At 37.7% G+C, this 21,543-nt stretch carries 17 protein-coding genes and 1 pseudogene; 6 read left to right on the top strand and 12 right to left on the bottom strand.

Going from position 1 to position 21,543, the window contains the following annotated elements; genetic code table 11:
• Window positions 1-7 precede the first annotated feature (7 nt).
• The 5 genes from Q0505_RS20140 to Q0505_RS20120 all read right to left on the bottom strand — a co-directional run bounded on the left by Q0505_RS20140 (window position 8) and on the right by Q0505_RS20120 (window position 7,385).
• Window positions 8-694 carry a DUF2490 domain-containing protein gene (locus tag Q0505_RS20140; RefSeq protein ID WP_299217074.1) on the bottom strand — a complete coding sequence of 229 codons (687 nt, stop codon included), beginning with the start codon at window positions 692-694 and terminating at the stop codon, window positions 8-10.
• Window positions 691-1,278, bottom strand: a complete 588-nt coding sequence (locus Q0505_RS20135) for a hypothetical protein (RefSeq protein ID WP_299217071.1) — start codon at window positions 1,276-1,278, stop codon at window positions 691-693. The genes Q0505_RS20140 and Q0505_RS20135 overlap by 4 nt, the downstream gene beginning before the upstream one ends.
• Before the next feature lie 10 nt (window positions 1,279-1,288).
• On the bottom strand, window positions 1,289-4,663 hold the full coding sequence (mfd, locus tag Q0505_RS20130; RefSeq protein WP_299217068.1) for a transcription-repair coupling factor: 3,375 nt from the start codon (window positions 4,661-4,663) through the stop codon (window positions 1,289-1,291).
• A gap of 361 nt (window positions 4,664-5,024) precedes the next feature.
• A complete protein-coding gene (locus Q0505_RS20125; RefSeq protein WP_299217065.1) occupies window positions 5,025-5,822 on the bottom strand; it encodes a tryptophan-rich sensory protein in 798 nt (265 codons plus the stop codon).
• A 150-nt stretch (window positions 5,823-5,972) separates the two neighbouring features.
• The gene (locus Q0505_RS20120; protein WP_299217063.1) at window positions 5,973-7,385 is read right to left on the bottom strand and encodes an aminotransferase class V-fold PLP-dependent enzyme; all 1,413 of its coding nucleotides are present in this window, start codon (window positions 7,383-7,385) and stop codon (window positions 5,973-5,975) included.
• A gap of 172 nt (window positions 7,386-7,557) precedes the next feature.
• Here Q0505_RS20120 and Q0505_RS20115 point away from each other — a divergent pair, with 172 nt between their 5' ends.
• A complete protein-coding gene (locus Q0505_RS20115) occupies window positions 7,558-8,910 on the top strand; it encodes an NAD(P)/FAD-dependent oxidoreductase (protein WP_299217060.1) in 1,353 nt (450 codons plus the stop codon).
• On the opposite strand, the gene Q0505_RS20110 is transcribed toward Q0505_RS20115, so the two are convergent.
• On the bottom strand, window positions 8,907-10,046 hold the full coding sequence (locus tag Q0505_RS20110) for an aminotransferase class V-fold PLP-dependent enzyme (RefSeq protein WP_299217057.1): 1,140 nt from the start codon (window positions 10,044-10,046) through the stop codon (window positions 8,907-8,909). The two genes, Q0505_RS20115 and Q0505_RS20110, sit on opposite strands and share 4 nt — an antisense overlap.
• Window positions 10,047-10,177: 131 nt before the next feature.
• Between Q0505_RS20110 and Q0505_RS20105 the strand changes: the two genes are divergently transcribed.
• Complete coding sequence (locus Q0505_RS20105) at window positions 10,178-10,705, top strand: GNAT family N-acetyltransferase (RefSeq protein WP_299217054.1); 528 nt, start codon at window positions 10,178-10,180, stop codon at window positions 10,703-10,705.
• Window positions 10,706-10,710: 5 nt separating this feature from the next.
• Here the strand turns inward: Q0505_RS20105 and Q0505_RS20100 are convergent, their stop codons facing one another.
• Window positions 10,711-12,207, bottom strand: coding sequence for a serine hydrolase (locus Q0505_RS20100; RefSeq protein ID WP_299217051.1), 1,497 nt, complete (start codon window positions 12,205-12,207; stop codon window positions 10,711-10,713).
• A 12-nt stretch (window positions 12,208-12,219) separates the two neighbouring features.
• Window positions 12,220-12,684 carry a CBS domain-containing protein gene (locus tag Q0505_RS20095; protein WP_299217048.1) on the bottom strand — a complete coding sequence of 155 codons (465 nt, stop codon included), beginning with the start codon at window positions 12,682-12,684 and terminating at the stop codon, window positions 12,220-12,222.
• A 132-nt stretch (window positions 12,685-12,816) separates the two neighbouring features.
• Between Q0505_RS20095 and Q0505_RS20090 the strand changes: the two genes are divergently transcribed.
• The 3 genes from Q0505_RS20090 to Q0505_RS20080 are packed head-to-tail and all read left to right on the top strand — an operon-like array spanning window position 12,817 to window position 16,132.
• Window positions 12,817-15,189 carry a M28 family peptidase gene (locus Q0505_RS20090; protein WP_299217045.1) on the top strand — a complete coding sequence of 791 codons (2,373 nt, stop codon included), beginning with the start codon at window positions 12,817-12,819 and terminating at the stop codon, window positions 15,187-15,189.
• 9 nt (window positions 15,190-15,198) lie between these two features.
• Window positions 15,199-15,336: a hypothetical protein gene (locus Q0505_RS20085; RefSeq protein ID WP_299217042.1), complete on the top strand. Its 138-nt coding sequence runs from the start codon at window positions 15,199-15,201 to the stop codon at window positions 15,334-15,336.
• The gene (locus tag Q0505_RS20080; RefSeq protein ID WP_299217039.1) at window positions 15,329-16,132 is read left to right on the top strand and encodes an NAD(P)H-binding protein; all 804 of its coding nucleotides are present in this window, start codon (window positions 15,329-15,331) and stop codon (window positions 16,130-16,132) included. Before Q0505_RS20085 ends, Q0505_RS20080 begins: the two co-directional genes overlap by 8 nt.
• 136 nt (window positions 16,133-16,268) lie before the next feature.
• Here the strand turns inward: Q0505_RS20080 and Q0505_RS20075 are convergent, their stop codons facing one another.
• The 3 genes from Q0505_RS20075 to Q0505_RS20065 form a co-directional block, all read right to left on the bottom strand.
• The gene (locus Q0505_RS20075) at window positions 16,269-18,335 is read right to left on the bottom strand and encodes a M13 family metallopeptidase (protein WP_299217037.1); all 2,067 of its coding nucleotides are present in this window, start codon (window positions 18,333-18,335) and stop codon (window positions 16,269-16,271) included.
• A gap of 119 nt (window positions 18,336-18,454) precedes the next feature.
• Window positions 18,455-18,955 carry a nuclear transport factor 2 family protein gene (locus Q0505_RS20070; RefSeq protein ID WP_299217034.1) on the bottom strand — a complete coding sequence of 167 codons (501 nt, stop codon included), beginning with the start codon at window positions 18,953-18,955 and terminating at the stop codon, window positions 18,455-18,457.
• Complete coding sequence (locus Q0505_RS20065; RefSeq protein WP_299217031.1) at window positions 18,952-19,599, bottom strand: hypothetical protein; 648 nt, start codon at window positions 19,597-19,599, stop codon at window positions 18,952-18,954. Before Q0505_RS20065 ends, Q0505_RS20070 begins: the two co-directional genes overlap by 4 nt.
• 122 nt (window positions 19,600-19,721) lie before the next feature.
• Here Q0505_RS20065 and Q0505_RS20060 point away from each other — a divergent pair, with 122 nt between their 5' ends.
• Window positions 19,722-20,675 (top strand): NAD-dependent epimerase/dehydratase family protein, encoded by a 954-nt coding sequence (locus Q0505_RS20060; protein WP_299217028.1) that lies wholly within the window; start codon window positions 19,722-19,724, stop codon window positions 20,673-20,675.
• Window positions 20,676-20,685: 10 nt separating this feature from the next.
• Here the strand turns inward: Q0505_RS20060 and Q0505_RS20055 are convergent.
• A pseudogene (locus Q0505_RS20055) lies at window positions 20,686-21,543 on the bottom strand (TonB-dependent receptor); the annotation flags it as partial.

Genomic DNA, 21,543 nt, shown 5'->3' with positions numbered 1-21,543 from the left:
ATATACATCACAACCCAAAGTAATACGCTACCTGTATCCAATACCTATGATCGGGGGCGCTATTGATAAAGGAATCTATTCTGTAATCAACACCTACTTCAATTTTGTTCTTGTTTTTGAGATTATAACCTAATGTGGGTGTGAGGCGTATTTCGATATCATTTGCCTGATCTCTCAAAATCCCTAAATACTCATTGCTAATTTTAAAATAGAATTCGCTTGGATCTACTGATTGACCTTCTAAAGCAATATCTGAAGAAATGCGATAACGTGCTCTAAATGTAGGAGCGCGTCCTTCTCTAAAAGTTTGATCGGTTCGAAAACGATGTGCCACACGATAGGTCTCATGATAATCGATCAGAACATATTGTTGTATCAATCGATGCGATGTGTTTTGATCTTCTTCTATTCGGGTGAGGTATCCAGCTCCGATACTATTACTTACGCCCACCGTACGAGAAACGATGGTAGTGACATCCGTTAGGGTATAAAATGTCGAATTTTCTACTTGAAACGTAGAACTCCCTTCTGCAAGTTCAATACGGGGAGCAATCTCTAGATTGACTGACCAGAGGTTTTCAAACTTCTTTTTAATATTCAGTTTTGGGATAACACCTATGTTTGTAACACTCTGTGACTGCACACCAAAAGAAGCAAGTAGGCAAAAGACGAGGATGTAGTGTACCTTTTTCAAAATCTAAGAATATCAGTATCGCGCGTGATGATTTCCTTTTTTTCTATTTTTTGACCGTTTTTATCAAATTGAAATTCAAACAATAACACTTTACTTTCTGTTCTAGTACGAACGATTAACTCGTAAATTTGTGTGATATTTTTATGTTCCGTATCAAGAGTGGGGAAGTCAGCGGTCTGTCTCCATGCGATTAATACATCAGGATCTCCCGTGTATTGACGTTGTACTTTCTCAATATTAAAAGCATCATAATGTTCTTTGAGATAAGATTTTATTTTTTCTTGAATAGTTTCTTCTAACGAATTGAAAGAAACGTTTTGTTCAATATCTTCAAGTGCCCCGTCATCAGAAAACTCAATACTATACTTCTCGCCTTTCAACTTAAATTTTGCTTCTACAGACGTGACATTAAGCCCTTGTTCTTGATACCACTTTATTCTTTTATCAATATTAAAAGCAGCTATAAAGTCAAGTGCCTGTTGCGGAACTTCAGAGGCGTTTATTCTATACTCGCGTTCATATTTTTTTTGCGCATAGCTTCCCAATGATATACAGAGACAGAAATAGAGAATGAATACTTTCATGAACGTATATTTAGATTGCTTCTTTGGCTTTAGGCATGAGCGGTTGTAGTATTTCAAATACTTTTAGGATAGACGTCGCATTCCCAAATTTAAGTAATAATCGGGATCCCGTTCGCGTTTTCTTTTCTTCCAGTTTGACACGATACGCATATTCTTGCACAAATTGCAAGACTTTTGTAAAAGCATCACTTTGATAAAAGGGAGAGGTTTGATCTGAGATAAAGAAACCAATAAATTTATCATTTTTCATGACCACTTTTTCAAGTCCTATTTTGGTCGCAATCCATTTGATGCGAACGGAGTTTAAAAGGTCTTTTGCTTCGTCAGGCAATGGTCCAAAACGGTCGATGAGTTTGGCTTCAAAAACGGCCAATTCATCTTCATTTTTGGTCTCATTCAGTTGCGTGTACAGATTCAGACGTTCTGAAATATTATTGATGTAGTCGTCTGGGAAAAGCAAACTAAAATCAGTATCAATGACCGTATCTTTTACATAGTCTTTATTTGCTTTCGCGAAAGCGTTCTCTTCCTCATATAAGTCAGCAAACTCGTTTTCTTTGAGTTCTTCGATGGCTTCGTTTAAGATTTTTTGGTAGGTGTCAAACCCTATTTCGTTAATAAAGCCGCTTTGTTCACCGCCTAACAAATCTCCCGCTCCGCGAATCTCAAGATCCTTCATCGCAATGTTAAATCCACTTCCAAGCACAGAAAACTGTTCGAGTGCCGAGATTCGTTTGCGCGCATCTTCTGTCATCACGCTATAAGGCGGCGTGATAAAATAACAGAATGCTTTTTTATTACTTCGCCCGACACGCCCTCGCATTTGGTGGAGGTCAGACAGTCCAAAATTATTGGCATTATTGATAAAAATCGTGTTTGCATTGGGTACATCAAGTCCACTTTCTACAATCGTGGTAGAGACGAGCACATCAAACTCTCCGTCCATAAAAGAAAGCATCAGTCCTTCAAGTTTCTTCCCTTCCATCTGACCATGTCCTATGGCCACTTTGGCATCAGGCACGAGACGTTGTATCAACCCCGCGACTTCTTTGATATTCTGAATCCGATTATGAATAAAAAATACCTGTCCGCCGCGTTGAATCTCATAACTAATGGCATCTCTTATGGTTTCTTCAGAAAAACGAATCACACTACTTTCTATCGGATATCGGTTAGGCGGTGCGGTGGTAATGGTACTTAAATCACGCGCTGCCATGAGACTAAACTGTAACGTTCTTGGAATAGGCGTTGCGGTTAGCGTGAGTGTGTCTACGTTTTCACTAATGGTTTTGAGTTTGTCTTTTACGGCAACCCCAAATTTTTGTTCTTCATCAATAACGAGTAGTCCTAGGTCTTTAAAGACCACGTTTTTACTCGTGAGTTGGTGGGTGCCTATCACAATATCTACAGCACCACTCGTAAGTCCTTCTAGAACATCTCGTTTTTGTTTTGCCGATCGGAAACGATTCAGATATTCGATACGAACAGGAAAATCTTTAAGTCGTTCTCTAAAAGTCTTCGCATGCTGAAATGCAAGAATGGTTGTAGGAACCAGTACAGCTACCTGTTTTCCATTATCTACCGCTTTAAAAGCCGCACGTATGGCGACTTCTGTTTTTCCAAATCCTACATCACCACAAACGAGCCTGTCCATAGGGCGATCACTTTCCATATCTCTCTTTACATCTTCTGTCGCGCTACTTTGATCGGGCGTATCTTCGTAAATAAAACTCGCTTCGAGTTCATGTTGCATGTGTGTATCAGGACCAAAAGCATATCCTTTTTGTAATCTGCGTTTTGCATATAATTTAATCAGATTAAACGCAATATGCTTGACACGAGATTTTGTTTTGGCTTTTAGTTTTTTCCACGCCTGACTTCCTAATTTATAAATCTGAGGAGCCTTCCCGTCTTTACCAGTAAACTTGGTGATTTTATGAAGGGAGTGAATACTCAGGTACAGGATGTCTCGCTCTCCATACATCAACTTAATCGCTTCTTGCTTTTTGCCTTCTACGTCTATTTTTTGAAGACCGCCAAATTTCCCAATCCCATGATCAATATGCGTGACATAATCACCCACTTTAAGATTGGTGAGTTCCTTAAGAGTAATGGCTTGCTTCTTAGCGTACCCATTTTTGAGATTAAACTTATGGTAGCGTTCAAAAATCTGATGATCGGTATAAAGTGCGATTTTCAGATCGTCATCTATAAATCCTTGATATAAAGAAATAATCACGGTTTCATATTGAGTCACATTACTTTGCGCATCGGCAAAAATATCCTTAAAACGTTTGGCTTGTTGCTCGCTTACACATGAAATGTAATTTTTATAGCCCGCCTCGTGATTATCGTTTAGATTCTGAATCAGCAAATCAAACTGTTTATTAAATGACGGCTGTGGTTGCTGATTAAATGCGACTAAAGTATGTACAGAAACATCAGGTACCGTAGTGCTGATATCTACAGTTTGGAAACTTTCAAGTTGTGATTGTAAAAGCGATCCTTCGCAAAATAATTCACTAGGTGTACTGCGTTTTACTTCAGAAGTAAGTTTGGTAAAGGCTTCTTCCGCTTTCGCGAAATTTTTATCAATCTGATCATAAAATAGCGATCGGTTTTTGATAAAGACGAGCGTATTATTTGCAATGTATTTAAGAAACGTATCTCGTTTTTCTTCTAATGCCTTGTTTTCTACATTAGGCATCACTGCCATTTTCTTTACTTGATCTGAAGAAAGTTGTGTCTCCACATCAAACGTACGGATGCTATCCACTTCATCGCCAAAAAACTCAATTCGGTACGGCTCGTCGTGACTAAAAGAAAACACATCTACAATCCCTCCACGCACTGAAAATTCGCCAGGCTCTGAGACAAAATCGACGCGTTTAAAATGGTACTCAAAAAGCATCTCGTTGATAAAATCTATAGACAACTTATCGCCTACGCTTACTTTCAAGGTCTGCCGGTCTAATTCTCTACGCGTCACTACTTGTTCAAATAGCGCATCTGGGTACGTCACAATCAACGCCGACTTCTTCTTACTATTGATCCGATTTAAAACCTCTGCTCTTAATAGGATATTGGCATTATCGGTTTCTTCAATTTGATACGGTCTTCTATAACTGCCTGGATAGAATAAGACGTTGGCTTCTTTACGTAATTGCTCCAAATCATTTAAGTAATAGGCTGCTTCTTCTTTATCATTGAGAATGAGAAGAATGGGGCGTTCAATGTGTTCATACACAGCACTAATGATATAAGATAAGGAAGAGCCTATCAGACCTTTGGCGTGTATGTTTTGATGATTTTGGGCAATAGCATCCTGCAATTTCAGGAGTTGCTGAGATTGTGCAAGGTGTTGCGAGAGTGTAGTCGTACTCAAGTGTGATTTAATTTATGACAAAGATACGGGCTAATTCCGCTTTCGCGAAAGCGGAAATGGAAAATAAATGATCGTTTTTGAATCCTTCCTTTTTAGTAAGAGGGTTAGGGGTGTGTTTTATGAGTTGAATTAAAATCCCAATCCCCGAAGGGGGCACTATTTTAGTTTACCTTATATATACTAATAACCAATAACGAGCTCTTGCCCTAAGCGAGGGAAGGTGGCTGTATTGAGGCACGAACTACAGACGGAAGGGAGAGAAGCTCCATCAAAATTTAAAGAACTTTGATACTTAAAAATAGCGTACTACTCTAAATTAGAGTGTTACTCTATTTTTAATAAAAGCATCTCGTAGGTAAGTTTACTTATGCAATCGCTCTTGTAACTTAATATGTGGGGCAGTATTTCTGTTATTAAAAGCGTGTAAAGAGATTATAATTAGTAAGACTATAGCACCGCAAAGTGCATAATACGCAATGCTTTCTATATTATCTTTATGGCGGATATAAATAGCAACAAGCGCCCAAACGGCAACAAGCGCAAACTCACGCATATTACGTAACCAGACCATAAATGCATTAATCAATACAGCAATGGTAATCATCACCATGGTCCAGATAATTTGTGTAAACGCATCACCCGTAAACTCAATACTTGCAAAAAAGGCACTGAAGTTGGCGATGGTAGCCACGGCAATCCAACCGGCATAAATACAAATAGGCCACCAGACAAATGCAATGACTTCTATGGGTGCATCCCAGCGTTCCATATTTGTTTTTCGTATAACTTGTAAGAGACTGATTAAAATTCCGAGCATAATGACGACAGATAGTCCTACGTATCCGTAGGTAAATGCTACGACCCAACTAGCGTTACAAACATTTGCGATAGTAAACCACCAACCTGTTTGTTCGATAAATGGAGATTCTTTTTTACTAAAAAACGCTCTCCGTATTTGAAACAAGGCATAGCCGACAAGCATCAAAAAGATAAGACCCCAAATAGCAAAGGCGTATCCAGCAGGGGTGAACAGGTTTTCATATTGATCACTCATCTCGCCTATGGTCGTATCATTCCACCGTTGTGATTGAGACAAACCGTTTACTAAGAGAACGAGAATGACAGAAAATAGGTTTACAATGGCAAGTGTCTTTTTCATAGTTCTTAATTTAATTTTTATAAAGGGAAGTTCGCTTTCGTATTTCGGCTAACTCAGGATAAGCTTCACTTTCGCGAACCTGCCTGCCGGCAGGATCGTAATCAAAAAGTATAGGAATCTAATATACGTCCTGAATCCTAAAACAACAATTTATGCAAATTTTTCGCAAAGTGCTATCGTCTCTTTTACATCTTGAAAACTCGTACGCGGATTAATTAAGCACATCCTCAGAACTACTTGCCCATTTAACACCGTAGTCACAAGAAAGGCTTCTTTGGAGGCAAGGACACTTTCAGAGATTTTTTGATTTAAGGCATCTAGTTCTTTTTCAGAAAGTTTGTTGCCAATAGGGTTATATCTAAAATTAATAATCGCCAACGTTGCTGGAGAAACGATTTCCCATTTTGAACTTTTACGAAGGAGTTTCTCCGTTTTTTCGGCAAGTTTTATGTTATATGAAATCGCATTTCTAAACGCTTCTAATCCGAAGGTTTTAAGAGACATATAAAACTTCAACGCTCTAAAACGCCGTGTGAGTTGAACGCCGTGATCATAAAAATTAATCTCAGATTCGTTGCCCTCAATATCTCTCAGGTATTCTGGTTTTTCTACAAAGGTACTTTTCAGGTATTTGTGATTACGGATTAAAAGACAACCCATTTCATAGGGTTGGAAAAACCATTTGTGTGGATCTACCGTGATCGAATCTGCTTTTGAAATTCCTTTGAGGAGTTCTTTTCCTTTTTTGTCTAAAATGGCAGCACCTCCATACGCACCGTCAATATGAAACCAGAGTTTTTCTTCTTTACAAATAGTCGCAATCTCTGTAAGCGGATCTACAGTTCCTGTATTGGTAGTTCCCGCAGTTGCAATCACGCAAAAAGGCTGTAGTCCTTCCAGGCGATCTCTGGCAATCGCATTTTTAAGTTTTATCGTAGAAAATTTGAATTCGGAGTCTGTTGGGATCAAACGGATTTGTTCTTTTCTAAATCCAATAGTTCTGATGGCTTTTATATTACTAGAATGTGCTTGATCAGACAAATAAATAATCCCTTTTGAAAAATCATCACCACACATTACACCTCGTGCTGTGACAATCGCCGTTAGATTTGCCATAGAGCCACCGCTGGTAAAAATACCTCCTCCTTTTTTAAGAGGAAGCCCAAAGATTTTAAGCAACCAACTTATCGTCACAATTTCTAGCTCGGCTGCAGGTGGTGATTGTGACCATCCGCCTGAGAATACATTGTATCCTGTCGCCAATGTATCTGCCATCGCACTGATGTAATTACTAGGACCAGGTACAAACGAAAAGAATTTAGGATGTGTAGCAATCGCTCCTTTTTCCATTACTTTTTCAATGACAAAATCCAACACTTCTTTTGGATCTGAAGGCTTTTCTGGCGCTTCTTCCAAGAATAGGTTATCCATCTCCTTACGGCTTCCCGTAGCGATAGGACTTTTATCCTGAAGGGTATCATAATGAGCCACTACAGCATCAACAACGCTATATCCATAGGCTGTCATTTCTTCTTTAGAAAGTTCTAAAGTGTCTTTGTTCATTTCAGAAAATTTAAATAGACGGCAAAGGTAGGCTATTGCTCAGACCATTAAAATTTTTTAGAACCTTGTTTTCTTTAAAGAATTTAAATCGATAGTATCTTTATAGCGTTATCATTTTTATCTAATAGAACTGTAGAATTGATCACAAACATTTAATTTTGAAAAAAAAGAAATGGGATATACACATTATGATGTTTTTGTTATAGGTACAGGAAGTGCAGGACAACAAGTAGCAGAAGCCTGTGCAAAAGAAGGAATGAACGTAGCCGTTGCAGATGCTAGAGAATATGGTGGCACGTGTCCCAATAGAGGTTGTGATCCTAAAAAAGTACTTGTAAATGCTAGTGAGTTGATTGGACGTACATCAGATATGGCTGCAGTAGGCATTACAGATACAGTTCAAATAAATTGGGAAGCACTTCAGACCTTTAAAAAGAAGTTTGTCTCCGCAGTACCTATAAGAACAGAAGAAGATTTTAAGAAATTGGGAATTACTATGTATCATCAATCTCCTGAATTTCTTTCTGAAAATATGCTTACTGTAGAGGGAAAGAAGATCACTTTCGATAAAATTGTGATTGCCACAGGACGTATTCCCAGACCACTAGACTTTAAAGGATCTTATTTACTTTCTGTTTCTGATGATTTTCTGGATTTGCCTAGTTTGCCTAAGAGTATGATTTTTATAGGTGCTGGATATATTGCGTTGGAGTTTGCGCACATCGCAGCCAGATGTGGCGTAGATGTGACCATTGTAGAACAAGGAGATCGAATTCTTAGCATCATGGATTCAACATTAACAGACCATTTGTTGGAAGTTTCCAAGTGCATCGGGATCAACTTTATATTTGATGCTACGACTAGCCAAATTGAAGAATTACGTAAAAACAAACGTCTTCACTATACCCAAAACGGCGAAGAAAAATCAGTAAAAGCACGTGTAATTTTTAATACGACAGGTCGTGTACCAGCAACTAAAGCTCTGAATCTTGACAAAGGAACTATTGCCTTTTCCGAAAAAGGGGTAACGGTTAATGAATATTTACAAAGCACTACCAATAAAAACGTATATGCGTGCGGTGATGTAGCTGATAGCGGTGCATTACCACTAACACCTCTTTCTGGGCTAGAAGGAAAACACGTCGCTGAGCAGATTCTGAAAAACACGCACAAGAAATATACATTTTCTGTGATCCCAACAGCGGTTTTTACATATCCTCAAGTGGCAAGCGTTGGAATCTCTGAAAAACAGGCAAAAGAAAAAGGAATTTCTTATACCGTAAAAGAAGGGTTTGTGCCTGAATGGTTTAGTACCAAACGTATGAATGCACAAGCGTATTATTATAAAACCATCATAGATTCAGATACAGATACCATTTTAGGAACTTCTATATTGGCACCAGAAGCAAGTGAAATGATTGATATTTTTTCACTCGCTATCCACCATAAAATGACACGGACTGCTTTTAGAGAAACGATTTTCACGTATCCAAGTTTTGGAAGTGATACCTTATCTATGGTTTAAAAACAAGCGACAAATTTTTCAAAATCTTCTACGGTATTATACACGTGTGGAGCGACTCTAATGGCTTTCCCACGGATCCCCACAGATATACCGCTTTCGCGAAAGCGGTCTTTAACAGCATCCATTGTGATATGATCAGGGAGGTACACACCAAAGAGATGTTTTGACCGATAGTTGGCGTGCTCTATAAAACAGCCTTTGTCTCGTAATTGTTGGACGGCTTTTGCAGAAATTGAATCACAATACGTTTGAATGTTTTGAACGCCCCATTCCAATAATTGTTCAATGGCTCTAATTTGCATAGGGAGAAGTATAAAATTACTCGATTCTCCTACAGAAAACCGATCGGCTTTAGGCTTGTACTCGTCTTGATAGTTAATTAGCTGACTAAAATCTTCGCTGTTTTTTCTATTGATCCAATTGTATTCGAGCGGTTGTCCGTCATTAAACGAATCGGCATAATATGCCATGCCAATAGCATACGGACCCAATAACCATTTGTAACCACCTACGATCAAAGCGTCAGGCTGAATCTCCTTCACAGAAAAAGGAAGCGCACCCACACTTTGGGTACCGTCAATGATTAATTTAGCGCCGACTTCGTGTGCTTTTTTACGTATTTCTACCAGATCAAATAAAGTGCCGTCTGCCCAATGAATATGACCCATGGCGACTACTTTTGTATTCAGATTAATCGCTTCAAGAATGGATTGATTCCATAACTTCCCTCGGTTTTCAAACGTATTTGGAGGTGCTACTACCTTTATGATGGCACCCGTTGCGTTTGCTTTTTCGCGCCAAGCGTACACATTACTAGGAAATTGCTCATCTATCAAGAGAATTTCATCTCCTTGTTGTAGATCTATATTTTTTGCCACCGTCGCAATCCCATACGACACCGAAGGAATAATCGCACAGTTCTGCTCATCTGCTGCATCAATAAGGGTAGCAAAACGCTGCTTGACTAGGGTACGATTGGTAAAGAAATCTGACTGAGAAATAGTGGTCGGATTGTTCTTTTTTAAAACACTTTCTACTCCTATTTCGGCAACACTTTTTAATTGTGGGGACATATAAGCACCGTTGATATAGGTACTATCTTCAGGAAGCGAAAAGAGGTGTTTCTGGTGTTGCATATAGGATATATTATCGCATGAATAAAAATGAATTTAAAAGTAATTTATTTACGAGCGTTTATATCTTATAGTATTCTTAATTTTAATTACTTAAATTCATCTCTTAATTTAGATTAAAAAGTAACGGATTCATGAACGTATTTGCAGAGACCAAACATCTGATTCTTCGAGAAATTGTCATAGAGGACGCGGGTTTCATGTATGATCTCGATAGTAACCCTTTAGTGCATACATATCTAGGAAATAAACCCATTTCATGTATAGGGAAGGCACGATATTATATAGATTATATCCGGATGCAATATGAAAAATACGGCATAGGACGTTGGGCGGCTATTGAGAAATCAAGTGGTGATTGGATCGGATGGACAGGGCTCAAGATGAACACGGAGTGGACACTGAATGGTCATACCAACTTTTATGATATAGGCTACCGATTGATGCCTCAATATTGGGGAAAAGGCTACGCTACCGAATCGGCTATCGCAACGAGAGATTACTTCTTTGAGCATTTCCCAAATCAAAAACTATGTGGGATAGCCGAATTAGGAAACGGCGCTTCCTGCCGTGTGCTAGAAAAAATAGGACTAGAGCGCAAAGCAGATTTTTTTTATGAACCTGAAAACTTGAAGTTAGCTTGGTTTGAATTGGAAAAATAGAATGACTATTTGATCAATAATTTTTTAGTTGTAATTGTAGTGCCATTTTGGACTTTTATAAAGTACAAGCCTTTTGATAAATTAGAAACATCTATAATCGTATCTATACTAGAGATTATGGCTTTGCTATGTAAGCGTCCTCTTGTATCATAAATATGGTAAGAACTGGCTTGCTGATGTGTAGGTAAGAATATATGGGTTGCTGTTTTTGCTGGGTTTGGAGAAATCATTATCTCACGATTGCCATCTACATTTGAAACGGTAAGTGTATTCTCAAAGTAAGTACACAAAACTTGAAAAACATCTTCTTCTACCGTATAATAAGAGGAGTTTTCACCAAGCTCGTATCCGTTCCAAATACCATTAATGAGTAATGTAAATGATATGTTTTGTTGGGTGTTAAAATAGGCGTCGCTTACCAATCCAAATGCTTCTCCCGGATGACCAATAAAAGAGTCATATTCTCCAAGGTTACAGATTTGATCTCCTGTGTTTACATTGGCATGATGCAGTCCTAATCCCCATCGATTAAAGAGACCAAAATAGTTATCTCCATTGGCGCCATCATAATCCCAAGCAATGGTTTTCATTTCTTGAAGTGCCTCTGGGTTTATAGTAAGGGCGGTGTCTATTCCGTCTGTTTCTAGGTAATTTAAAAAAGTACCTGTACCTTCTGCTGAGATACGTAAGCTACCTTGTGGACCAAAATAAACACCATTGGTTCCAGGCACATACTCTCCAATATTTAACGGGTCAGGAATCACACCTTGATAATTATCTGCTTGTGGTTGCCATCCTCCGTTGTTACGATACAGTACTGCCACATCATTAATATCTGTAAGATCTCTAACATTATAGCTGGCATCAATTCCTAACGGATTGAGAATCGCATTTTTCATATAGATATCAAACCGCTCGTCACTTATTTTTTCAATGAGTGTTCCTATAAGTCCAAAATTGATATTGCTATACGCAAAGAAAGTTCCAGGCGTTTCAGTTCGCCACATATTAGTCGTATAGTAATCTCCATCAGAGAGGAGTACTTCTGTGATGTTAGGCACGGGAAGTTGGTTAAATGTCGCTTGTAGAAAAGGGTTATATCCTGTTCCATCTTGCAAGCTACTGGTATGTGACAAGACCATTCTAAAGGTAATCGGTGTATCAGGATATTGCGGACTACGTAATGTGTATCCCAAATACTCCGAGACATCATCATCCAGATCAAAGAGTCCATCACTATATAATTTGATAAGCCCTAAAGCCGTCACCGATTTTGATACAGAAGCAATACGATATTTGGTATCTGCATTTATAGGGAGGTCTCTATCAAAATCCCGCAACCCAAAATGAAATTGTTCTGAAGTATCGTTGGTTGAAACCCATACCGACATCCCCATAAGTTGATAGGCATCAAAAACAGTTTCTAATTGACTTTGAATATTTTGAGACGTACTTATCAAGGAGATAAGTAAACTTATAATCAAACTTCCTTTTTTAAACATTTATAAATGTCCTTATTTCCAGGTTTGCCCATTTAAGGTTAAGGCAGCTTTGAGCACATCTTTTTGACTGATTTGCCCTACGAGTTTTCCGTTTTCTACGATAGGAAAACGACGACGTTTGGAGTTAACAAATTTATTGGCAGCATCAAAAACATTCATGTTTCCGTCAATGGTTTCGACTTCTTTTACCATGTATTTTTCTACAATCATGTCTTCCATAGGCATATTGTAATAGCGACTTTCTGAGATTTGCTTCATACAATCCCCTTCAGAGATGATCCCCATGAGTTCGTTGTTTTCATTCACAACAGGACCTCCTGAAATTTTATTTTTAATTAGTAAATTCATGACTTCTAGGACAGATTGATCTGACCTGAACGTGATTAATTTTCTAGTCATATAATCACTTACTTTTATATCTGTAGGGTTCCCTTTTGTAGGTTTGGCACGACGTCCCGTAAAACTTTTGATTCCCATAACTAGCTGTTTTGTGTGTGAGTAATTCCTCTTAAAGTTAATGAATTAAAAGGAGATTATGTGGTTTATGCTTTCGCGAAAGCGGAAACATCTTCAAAAATTGTATTTTTAGGATAACTAAACCAACCTTATATGAAACGTATTATTCACATTTTTTCTATTGTTCTTATTATAGCATTAGTTTCTGTAGCCTTCAACTCCTTAATGCCAAAAGATATAAGCGGTCTTGAAACACCAGCCACCGAATTTTCTACGGCACGTGCATTACAACACTTAGAGGTTATAGCAAAAGAACCTCATTTTGTAGGAACTAAAGCACATGCAGACGTACGAGAATATATTGTACAAGAACTTAAAAAATTAGGATTAGAGACCCAAGTACAAGAAGGTTTTACGTTTAGTGAATGGAGAGGGTATGGCAGTTTGGTAAAGCCTCAAAATATTCTGGCTCGTATTAAAGGAACGGGAGATGGGAAGGCGCTTCTGCTTATGTCTCATTATGATAGTGCGCCACATAGTTCATCTCACGGAGCTAGTGATGCAGGTTCTGGGGTTGTGACTATTTTAGAAAGTGTACGAGCTTATCTTGCAAGCGGAGCTAAACCCAAAAACGATATTATTATTTGTATTACAGATGCAGAAGAACTCGGACTTGATGGTGCTGCACTTTTTGTAAATGAACACCCTTGGGCAAAAGATGTAGGACTTGCGCTTAATTTTGAAGCTCGTGGTAGTGGTGGGCCTTCCAATATGATTGTAGAAACCAATGGAGGAAATGCCAATCTTATCAAAGGATTTATGGAAGCAGATGTGGAATATCCTGTGGCTACCTCACTGATGTATAGTATTTATAAAATGCTTCCTAATGATACGGATTCTACTGTTTTAAGAGAAGATGGAGATATAGACGGGTTTTTCTTTGCATTTATAGATGATCATTATGATTATCATACCATTAATGATACGACTGAAAATCTAGATAGAAATAGCTTAGAACATCAAGGAAGTTATTTAATGCCATTACTACATTATTATGCAAATGCAGATCTGTCCAATATAAAATCAAATGAAGATTACGTGTACTTTGATACCGCTGTTGCTACCTTTGTTGCCTATCCTTTTTCATGGATTTGGCCGATGCTTATTTTGGCGATAGTTCTTTTTGTTGTTCTCTTAATTCATGGACTGAGAAAGAAAAGACTTTATAAAAAGGAAATCGGAAAAGGGTTTGGCGCTTTTATGTTGAGTCTTATACTAGGAGGAGGTTTGATGTATTTATTTTGGGGACTGATTAAAATACTATATCCATCTTACAATGAGATCCTTCCTGTATTTATATATAACGGTCATTGGTATACGATTGCTTTTGTTCTTTTAGGGCTGAGTTTGTGTTTTGGGATCTATCACAAAATGGTAAAAGCAGAACATACCGCAAGTTCGTTGATAGCACCCCTTACCATTTGGTTGCTTATTAATATAGCATTAGCACTCAAACTTCAAGGAGCCGCTTTCTTTATTATCCCAGTTTATTTTGGGTTATTAGCGCTGTTCTTATTGATACGACAAATCAATCCTAGTGTAACCCTTATGGTGTTATTGTCAGCGCCCGCCATTTTCCTGTTTGCACCTTTGATACAATTCTTTCCTGTAGGCTTAGGACCTGATATGCTATATGCATCGGTTATTTTTGTAGTGTTACTCTTTGGATTATTACTGCCTGTTTTTGGATTTTTTAGAAATAAAAAAGCAGTAGGGATTTTGAGTTTATTAGTTGCTGTTGTTTTCTTAGGAGTTGCACATGCTAAATCAAGCCCTTCTCCAGAAAGACAACAACCTAATAGCTTATTATATTATCACCATGTAGAGACCAATAAAGCCTATTGGGCAACTTATAATACTGAAATAGACGATTGGACACGAGGATATTTAGGAGATACTCCAGAAAAGGCGACGGCGTATATTGGAAATGCTGCAGGGAGCAAATACAATACGCCATATTCGTATGCAAAAGAAACCTCGGTAATCAAGCTACCAGAAAGTAAGATTCGTGTATCTCAGGACACAGTGATAGGAGATTTGGCGTATACAACGATGACCATTGTACCACAACGAACGATACACCAAATACGATTATATACAGATATAGATACACCATTCCGATACCTGTCATACAACGGAAAAGTATTTAAACCAGACAGTACCGAGACCTTATATAAAAAGCGAGGAAGTAATGGAATTTTAAGTTACTATATGACACTAGGAGATTCTTTGGAGTTTACGTATGCAGTGCCTAAAGAGGTAACGCCTACATTCACTCTTAAAGAGTTTTCTTATGACTTATTAGATAATCCTAGTTTTACGATATCGGCGCGACCTAAAACAACAAAACCAACACCATTTGTGACCAATGACGCTGTGATTGTAGAGCGTAAGATTGATGTTTCAGAAGTGCTTAGAAAGAGTCCAGAAGTAAAAAACGATACGATTGTTGTTGATTTGAATTAAAAATAGAATATGGATGTACTCGCTTTCGCGAACCTGCCTGACGGCAGACAGGAGCTTGTAACGGCAAAAAATAGAATTAAAAGTTTAGTAAAAAACAATAATGAGATTCCCGCCTTCGCGGGAATGAAAAGAAAAAGGATTGAATAAAAGAATCACAATTGCGGGATTAGGATGGTTAGGAAAAGCGTTTGCAGCTACGCTTATTAATGTAGGATACACTGTAAAAGGAAGTGTCACCGATACCAATAAAGCAAAAGAGCTTTCAGAAAAAGGAATTACGGCACATCCTATAGTCATCACCGAAGGAGGAGTGACGGGTAAAATAGACACCTTATTGTCAGATACCGATGTATTGGTTATTATGATTCCGCCTGGTTTGAGAAGAAACTCAGGAGCTAATTATGCGCTTAAAATGGCACATTTTTTACACGAAATAGAAAAAACGTCTATTCGTAAAGTTATTTTAGTAAGCAGTACGTCTGTGTATGATGATGATCAAGGACACGTCACAGAAAAGGATATTCCTAAACCAAAAAGTAATGCTGGAAAACAGCTATATGATGTAGAGCAACTGTTTTTTAATACGCCTGCATTTGAAACCACGATTGTTCGTTTTGGAGGATTGTTTGGTGGAAGCCGTAATCCTGTAAAATTTCTAGCAGGAAGAACGGGATTAAGTAATGGAGATGCTCCTGTCAATATGATCCATCGGGAGGATTGTATCGGTATCTTGATCTCTATTATTCAGAAAAATGCTTTTGGGCATATCTTTAATGCAGTCTCTCCTCAGCATCCTACAAAACGGGATTATTATACTGCGCAGGCAGAAAAATTAGATTTAACACCACCTGAATATGATAAAGAAGGAGATACGATATTTAAAAAAGTAGATAGCACCTCTGTAGCTGAGGTTTTAGGATATACCTTCAAAGTAGCGTTGTAAATAGCACCGTATTTCAGAGTGAGATACACTTTATTCCAAAGAAAAACCACCTCGTGCTTGAGGTGGTTTTTTATGCTCCTACCTAACGGTAGGCAGGTTCGCGAAAGCGTACACTTTAGCTTACTTATGTTTTGTTTTACCAGATACGAACACGTTTTTCTGGCGCTAAATACATTGAGTCTCCTTCTTTAATATCAAATGCTTCATAAAAAGCATCTACATTTAGAAGCGGTTGTGTAGCACGTACTTTTCCTGGAGAATGAGGATCTGTTTTTACTTGTGTACGTAATGCTTCATCACGACTCTTAGTTCTCCATACCGTTGCCCAAGACATAAAGAAACGTTGCTCTGGTGTAAAGCCATCAATATCATCTGGACGTCCATTTTCTTTATAGAATTTTTGAAGACCATCATAAGCACCAAGAACACCTCCTAAATCTCCAATATTTTCTCCTAAGGTAAACTTACCGTTTACATATACACTATCTAATACTTCAAGATTGCTATACTGCTCTGCGAGTGCATTTCCTCTTTCTGTAAAGGCTTTAAGATCATCTTCTGTCCACCAGTTTTTAAGGTTTCCATCACCGTCAAAACGCGCACCACTATCATCAAATGCATGAGAGATCTCATGTCCAATAACAGCTCCAATTCCTCCATAGTTCACAGCTTCATCTGCTGTATAGTTATAGAAAGGAGGTTGTAAAATAGCTGCCGGGAACACAATCTCGTTATTAAGCGGATTGAAATATGCGTTTACGGTTTGAGGAGACATTCCCCATTTAGACTTGTCTACAGGTTCTCCTATTTCTGCATAGTTTTTATCTTGTCCCCATTTACCTACAGCAATCATATTTTCAAAATACGTTTTATCTGCAGATACTTCCATGGCGCTATAATCCTCCCATTTGTCTGGATATGCAATTTTTACAGTAAACTTATCTAGTTTTTCGATCGCTTTTGTTTTTGTTTCCTCACCCATCCAATCTAATTTTTGGATGCGTGATTTATACGCCTCAATCACATTTTTGATCATAGTTTCTGCACTTTCCTTAGCTTCTGGTGGAAACTTAGCATCTACATATAATTGTCCTAGGGCTTCTCCCACGGTATTATTTACAGTAGCAAGTGCACGCTCGTCTGCAGGGCGTTGCTTTTCTGCACCACTTAAATACTTGCTATAAAATTCCCAGTTTGCAGTTTCTATATCTGTAGATAATAATCCTGCAGCACTGTTGAATGTATCCCATTTTACCAATGTCTTAAGATCTTCAATAGGTGTTTCTTTAAGGAAGGTGTCTAGTGCTTCTGTATAACGTAATTGAGTTACGATAAGCGTGTCAAACTTTTTAGTGATTCCTATATCAGAAATCATTTTGTTGATGTCTAAAGAAGAAAGCATAGCGTCTACTTCTTTTATAGAGCGAGGGTTATTATAATTACGTGCATCACGACTCTGTACTTTATCAAGACGAGGTTCTGCAAGTTGTGTCTCCATGGCAAGAATTTTTTTAGCAGCTTCTTGAGCATCTGCCTCACTATCGCCTATCATTTGGAGCATACGAGCGATATGCTTTTTATACTCTTCACGAATCTCTTTTGATTTTTGATCTTGCTCCAGGTAGTAATCACGATCTGGTAGTCCAAGACCATTTGCTCCTAAATATACAGCATTCATTGCACTATTATTTAGGTCTCCTTGTACACCTATACCTATAAATGGAGAGCTTACCGATGGATTTTTTGCAAGTACTGTTTGTAGATCAGTAAGATTTTTAATGCTTTCTATTTCTTCTAAAGCAGGTTTAAGTGGTGTAACTCCTGCTTTATTACGAGCAACAGTATCTAGTTTTGTGTCAAAAATAGCTAATGCTTTTGCTTGATCAGTTTCAGGGGTATATGTACCGCTTGCCTTTGCTTCGGCAAGTATTTTTAATACATCAGCATCCGTAGATTTGCGTAATACACTAAAACCTCCCCAGCTCGTTCTATCTGCAGGGATTTCAGTATTTTTCATCCAACTACCATTTACGTAGTTGTAAAAATCATTTTTAGGACTTACTGATGTGTCCATATTTTCTAGAACAATACCAGGTATTTTTTCTGTAGTAACCGCTGTATCTTTTTGTGCTGTCTCTTGTTTACAACTTGTCAAAGCAATAGTACAAAAAGCTAGAATAGCGACTGTTTTTATTAGTTTCATATCTGTTTTTAGGTTTCTTTAATTATGGTGAATAAGACGTAGATTTCTATATTTTGTTACAAGGAAGGGGCAAAAGCCTACTTATATTATGTAATGATTTGATAAACAATACATATAGATTATTGTTTGCTCATTTTTTCCATCTGAATACGATCCCATTCTTTTTTCATCTCTGTGACCTTCGTTACGTTTTCATTAGGGATAGCTATAGACAACACATAATGTTTTACTTTCCAGACACCATTTTCTTTTTTTACAACACCAGAACCTCTGCAAATACCCATTTGTGTTTTAAGATGCTCGTCAAACCAAGCGGTGTCTTCGTTGGTGTCTAGATAGATATTACGTTCTAAGGTTGTAAATGTCCACGCTTTTCCTTTATCAAAATACGGTTTTGAAAAAGATCTGAATTCGGTATTTTGCCAATTTTCAGTGGCATCAGTTCCTATAAAAACAGCATCATTGGTCATCATACCAAAATAAGCATCAAAATCTGCATCTGCAGCCGCTTTATGCCAAGAGACGAGCATGGTGTCAATCGTTTCTTTTTCTGATGCATTTTGAGCGATTCCTATGGTGGTAAAAAAGCTTATAAGGATAAATAAAAGGGTACGTATCATTGGTTTGGTTTAAAGATTTTTACAGGTGGTTTTCCTCTGGGAGTAGGTTTTTCTAATTGTGTAGTATCTACAGGAGCAGTGACTTCTTGATCGAGCTGTTTGAGCATTTCCTCTATCGTTAAAGCAAAGCCTTCATTGATCTGAAGATTTAGATTCTGAAATGCATTTTTAAGTTCAACAACAGCTTTTGCGATTTCTTCAGGGTTAGGATCGCTTTTTTGCACATAATTATTTGCTATTTTTAGTTTTGTCTCTACTGATAACAGTCTAGCTTTTACAGCAGGTGTCTCTAAGTTATCTGGTGTGAGATCTACCACCTCTTCTTCTGCTTCTGCTTCTCCCTGACCGTCAAACGTCGAAATCAAAATAGATAATTGATTTTTTGCTGTTCCTAAGGATACTCCTTGTAAGCTATCTAATCGCTTGGAAAGGTTTTGGTATAATGACCAATTCTTAACAGCCTCTTGCGCTTTTGGGGTAAGGCGTAAAGAAGGTTTGAGTCCTTGTGTACTTTTAGGAATTGTCATTGTATCTGTAGCAACGACATTTGTTGTCTCTGACTCTTGGTTTTGTGCCTGTTTCTTTTCACAGGCATTGAGAAAGAAAAATGTACTTAATAGGTATATGAGTATACGCAGTTTCATAAGGATTTAAAAAATTGATAGACAAAAGTAGCCTAAATAGGAATATACAAGAAAAATTTATGATTATGTTTGCTTTTGTATACGCTTTCGCGAAAGCGTACTTTTAGTGAAAACAATTTTAGATGAAATCAAGAATATTAATTATAGGTGCTTGCGGGCAAATTGGGACAGAACTTACGTTGGCATTAAGTAAGCGATTTGGGAAAGATAAAGTCGTGGCTAGTGATATACGTGAGGGAAATGAAGAGATGATGAAAAGTGCTCACTTTGAGCTACTAGATGCCACAGATATGCAAGCTGTTGAGGATCTTATTTTCAGATATAAAGTAGAGACTGTGTATTTGATGGCGGCGATGTTAAGTGCGATTGCAGAGCGTTTTCCTGCAAAGGCGTGGGATTTGAATATGAATTCGCTCTTTCATGTCTTGAATTTAGCAAAAGATAAAAAGATCAAAAAAGTATTCTGGCCTTCTAGTATTGCTGTTTTTGGAGAAACTACCCCAGCTCAAAATACTCCTCAAACAACGGTAATGGAGCCTTCTACGGTGTATGGAATTTCTAAACAAACGGGAGAGCGTTGGTGTGAGTATTACCATAAAAAGTACGGAGTGGATGTACGTAGTGTCAGGTATCCAGGATTGATCAGTTATACAACAGAGCCTGGTGGTGGGACTACAGATTATGCGGTAGATATTTATCACAGAGCTTTAAAGCATAGTCAATACCGCTGTTTTTTAAAAGAAGGAACAGTTCTTCCTATGATGTACATGGAGGATGCTATAAAGGCAACGATAGCAATCATGGATGCAACAGATGAAGATGTAAAAATACGATCTTCTTATAATCTTGCAGCTGTTAGTTATGCTCCCGAAGATGTAGCTGCTAGTATTCAAAAGCATATTCCAGATTTTGAAATAAGTTACGAGCCAGACTTTAGACAAGCTATTGCCGATAGTTGGCCCCAAAGCATAGATGATAGTGAGGCAAGACGTGATTGGGGGTGGTCACATAGCTTTGGTCTAGAGGAGATTACAAAAACGATGCTTGATAATTTAAAAGATAGATATACAGAATAGTTTCTTCTTTTTAAAAAGAAACTCTAAAACTGAAATTAGGAGTTAATCCAAGAGATTTGTTCTCGATCCTAGAGATGCTACTGTCATCATTTACAATAAAGTAAGTGTTGAGTATGTTTTCTCTATTTAATATATTCCATAAAGAGATTCCAACTTTCCCTTTTGCTTTTCCTTTTAGATGAAAAGAATATGTTGACGAAAAATCGGTTCGAACGTAGTCATTAACCCGCTCGCTATTAGGAGATCTATATACGATTTCTCTAGCAAAAGGACTTTCTCCATCAGGTAAAGTAGTGACATTACCAGAACGCCAATTAACACCAAGAGCAAATTTTAAATGATTACCTATAGTATAGGCTCCTGCAAAAGTTAATGCGTGTGTAATATCTGCATTATTGCGGAAAGAATTTCTATCGTTTAAGGTGTCAAATTCATAATAGTTTTCACTAAAAGAATAGCTTAACCAAGTGCTTAAGTTTCTAAATCGTTTGTTGATAAGAAAATCAATACCTTTTACTTCATATCCTCCAGTGTCATTCACAAACTGAAATTGGTTTTGAAATCCTTGACTTCTAGCTGTGATTCCATCTACCTTTTTAAGATAGCCTTCTGCGGTAACTAATAGTTTGTTTTTAGTATACTGTACACCTATAGATGCTTGCTTACTTTTAATAATAGGAATCGTGCTGTCATTTGCAAGTACCCAACGCCGACTCTCAACACCAATGAAATCATTTTGCCGATCTATAATTTGTGAAGTCGTCTGACTTTTTAATTCTCCTAAAATTTCTAACTTAAAATCGGTAAGAAATTCTTGACTAAAGCTGACTCTAGGTTCTAAAAGAAGTTTGTCAAATTTTCTAAAATA

The sequence above is a fragment of the uncultured Dokdonia sp. genome (genome assembly GCF_937910895.1).
Taxonomy (GTDB): domain Bacteria; phylum Bacteroidota; class Bacteroidia; order Flavobacteriales; family Flavobacteriaceae; genus Dokdonia.
The sequence above is the reverse complement of the archived record's forward strand: the minus strand, read 5'-3'. Positions and strand labels throughout refer to the sequence as shown.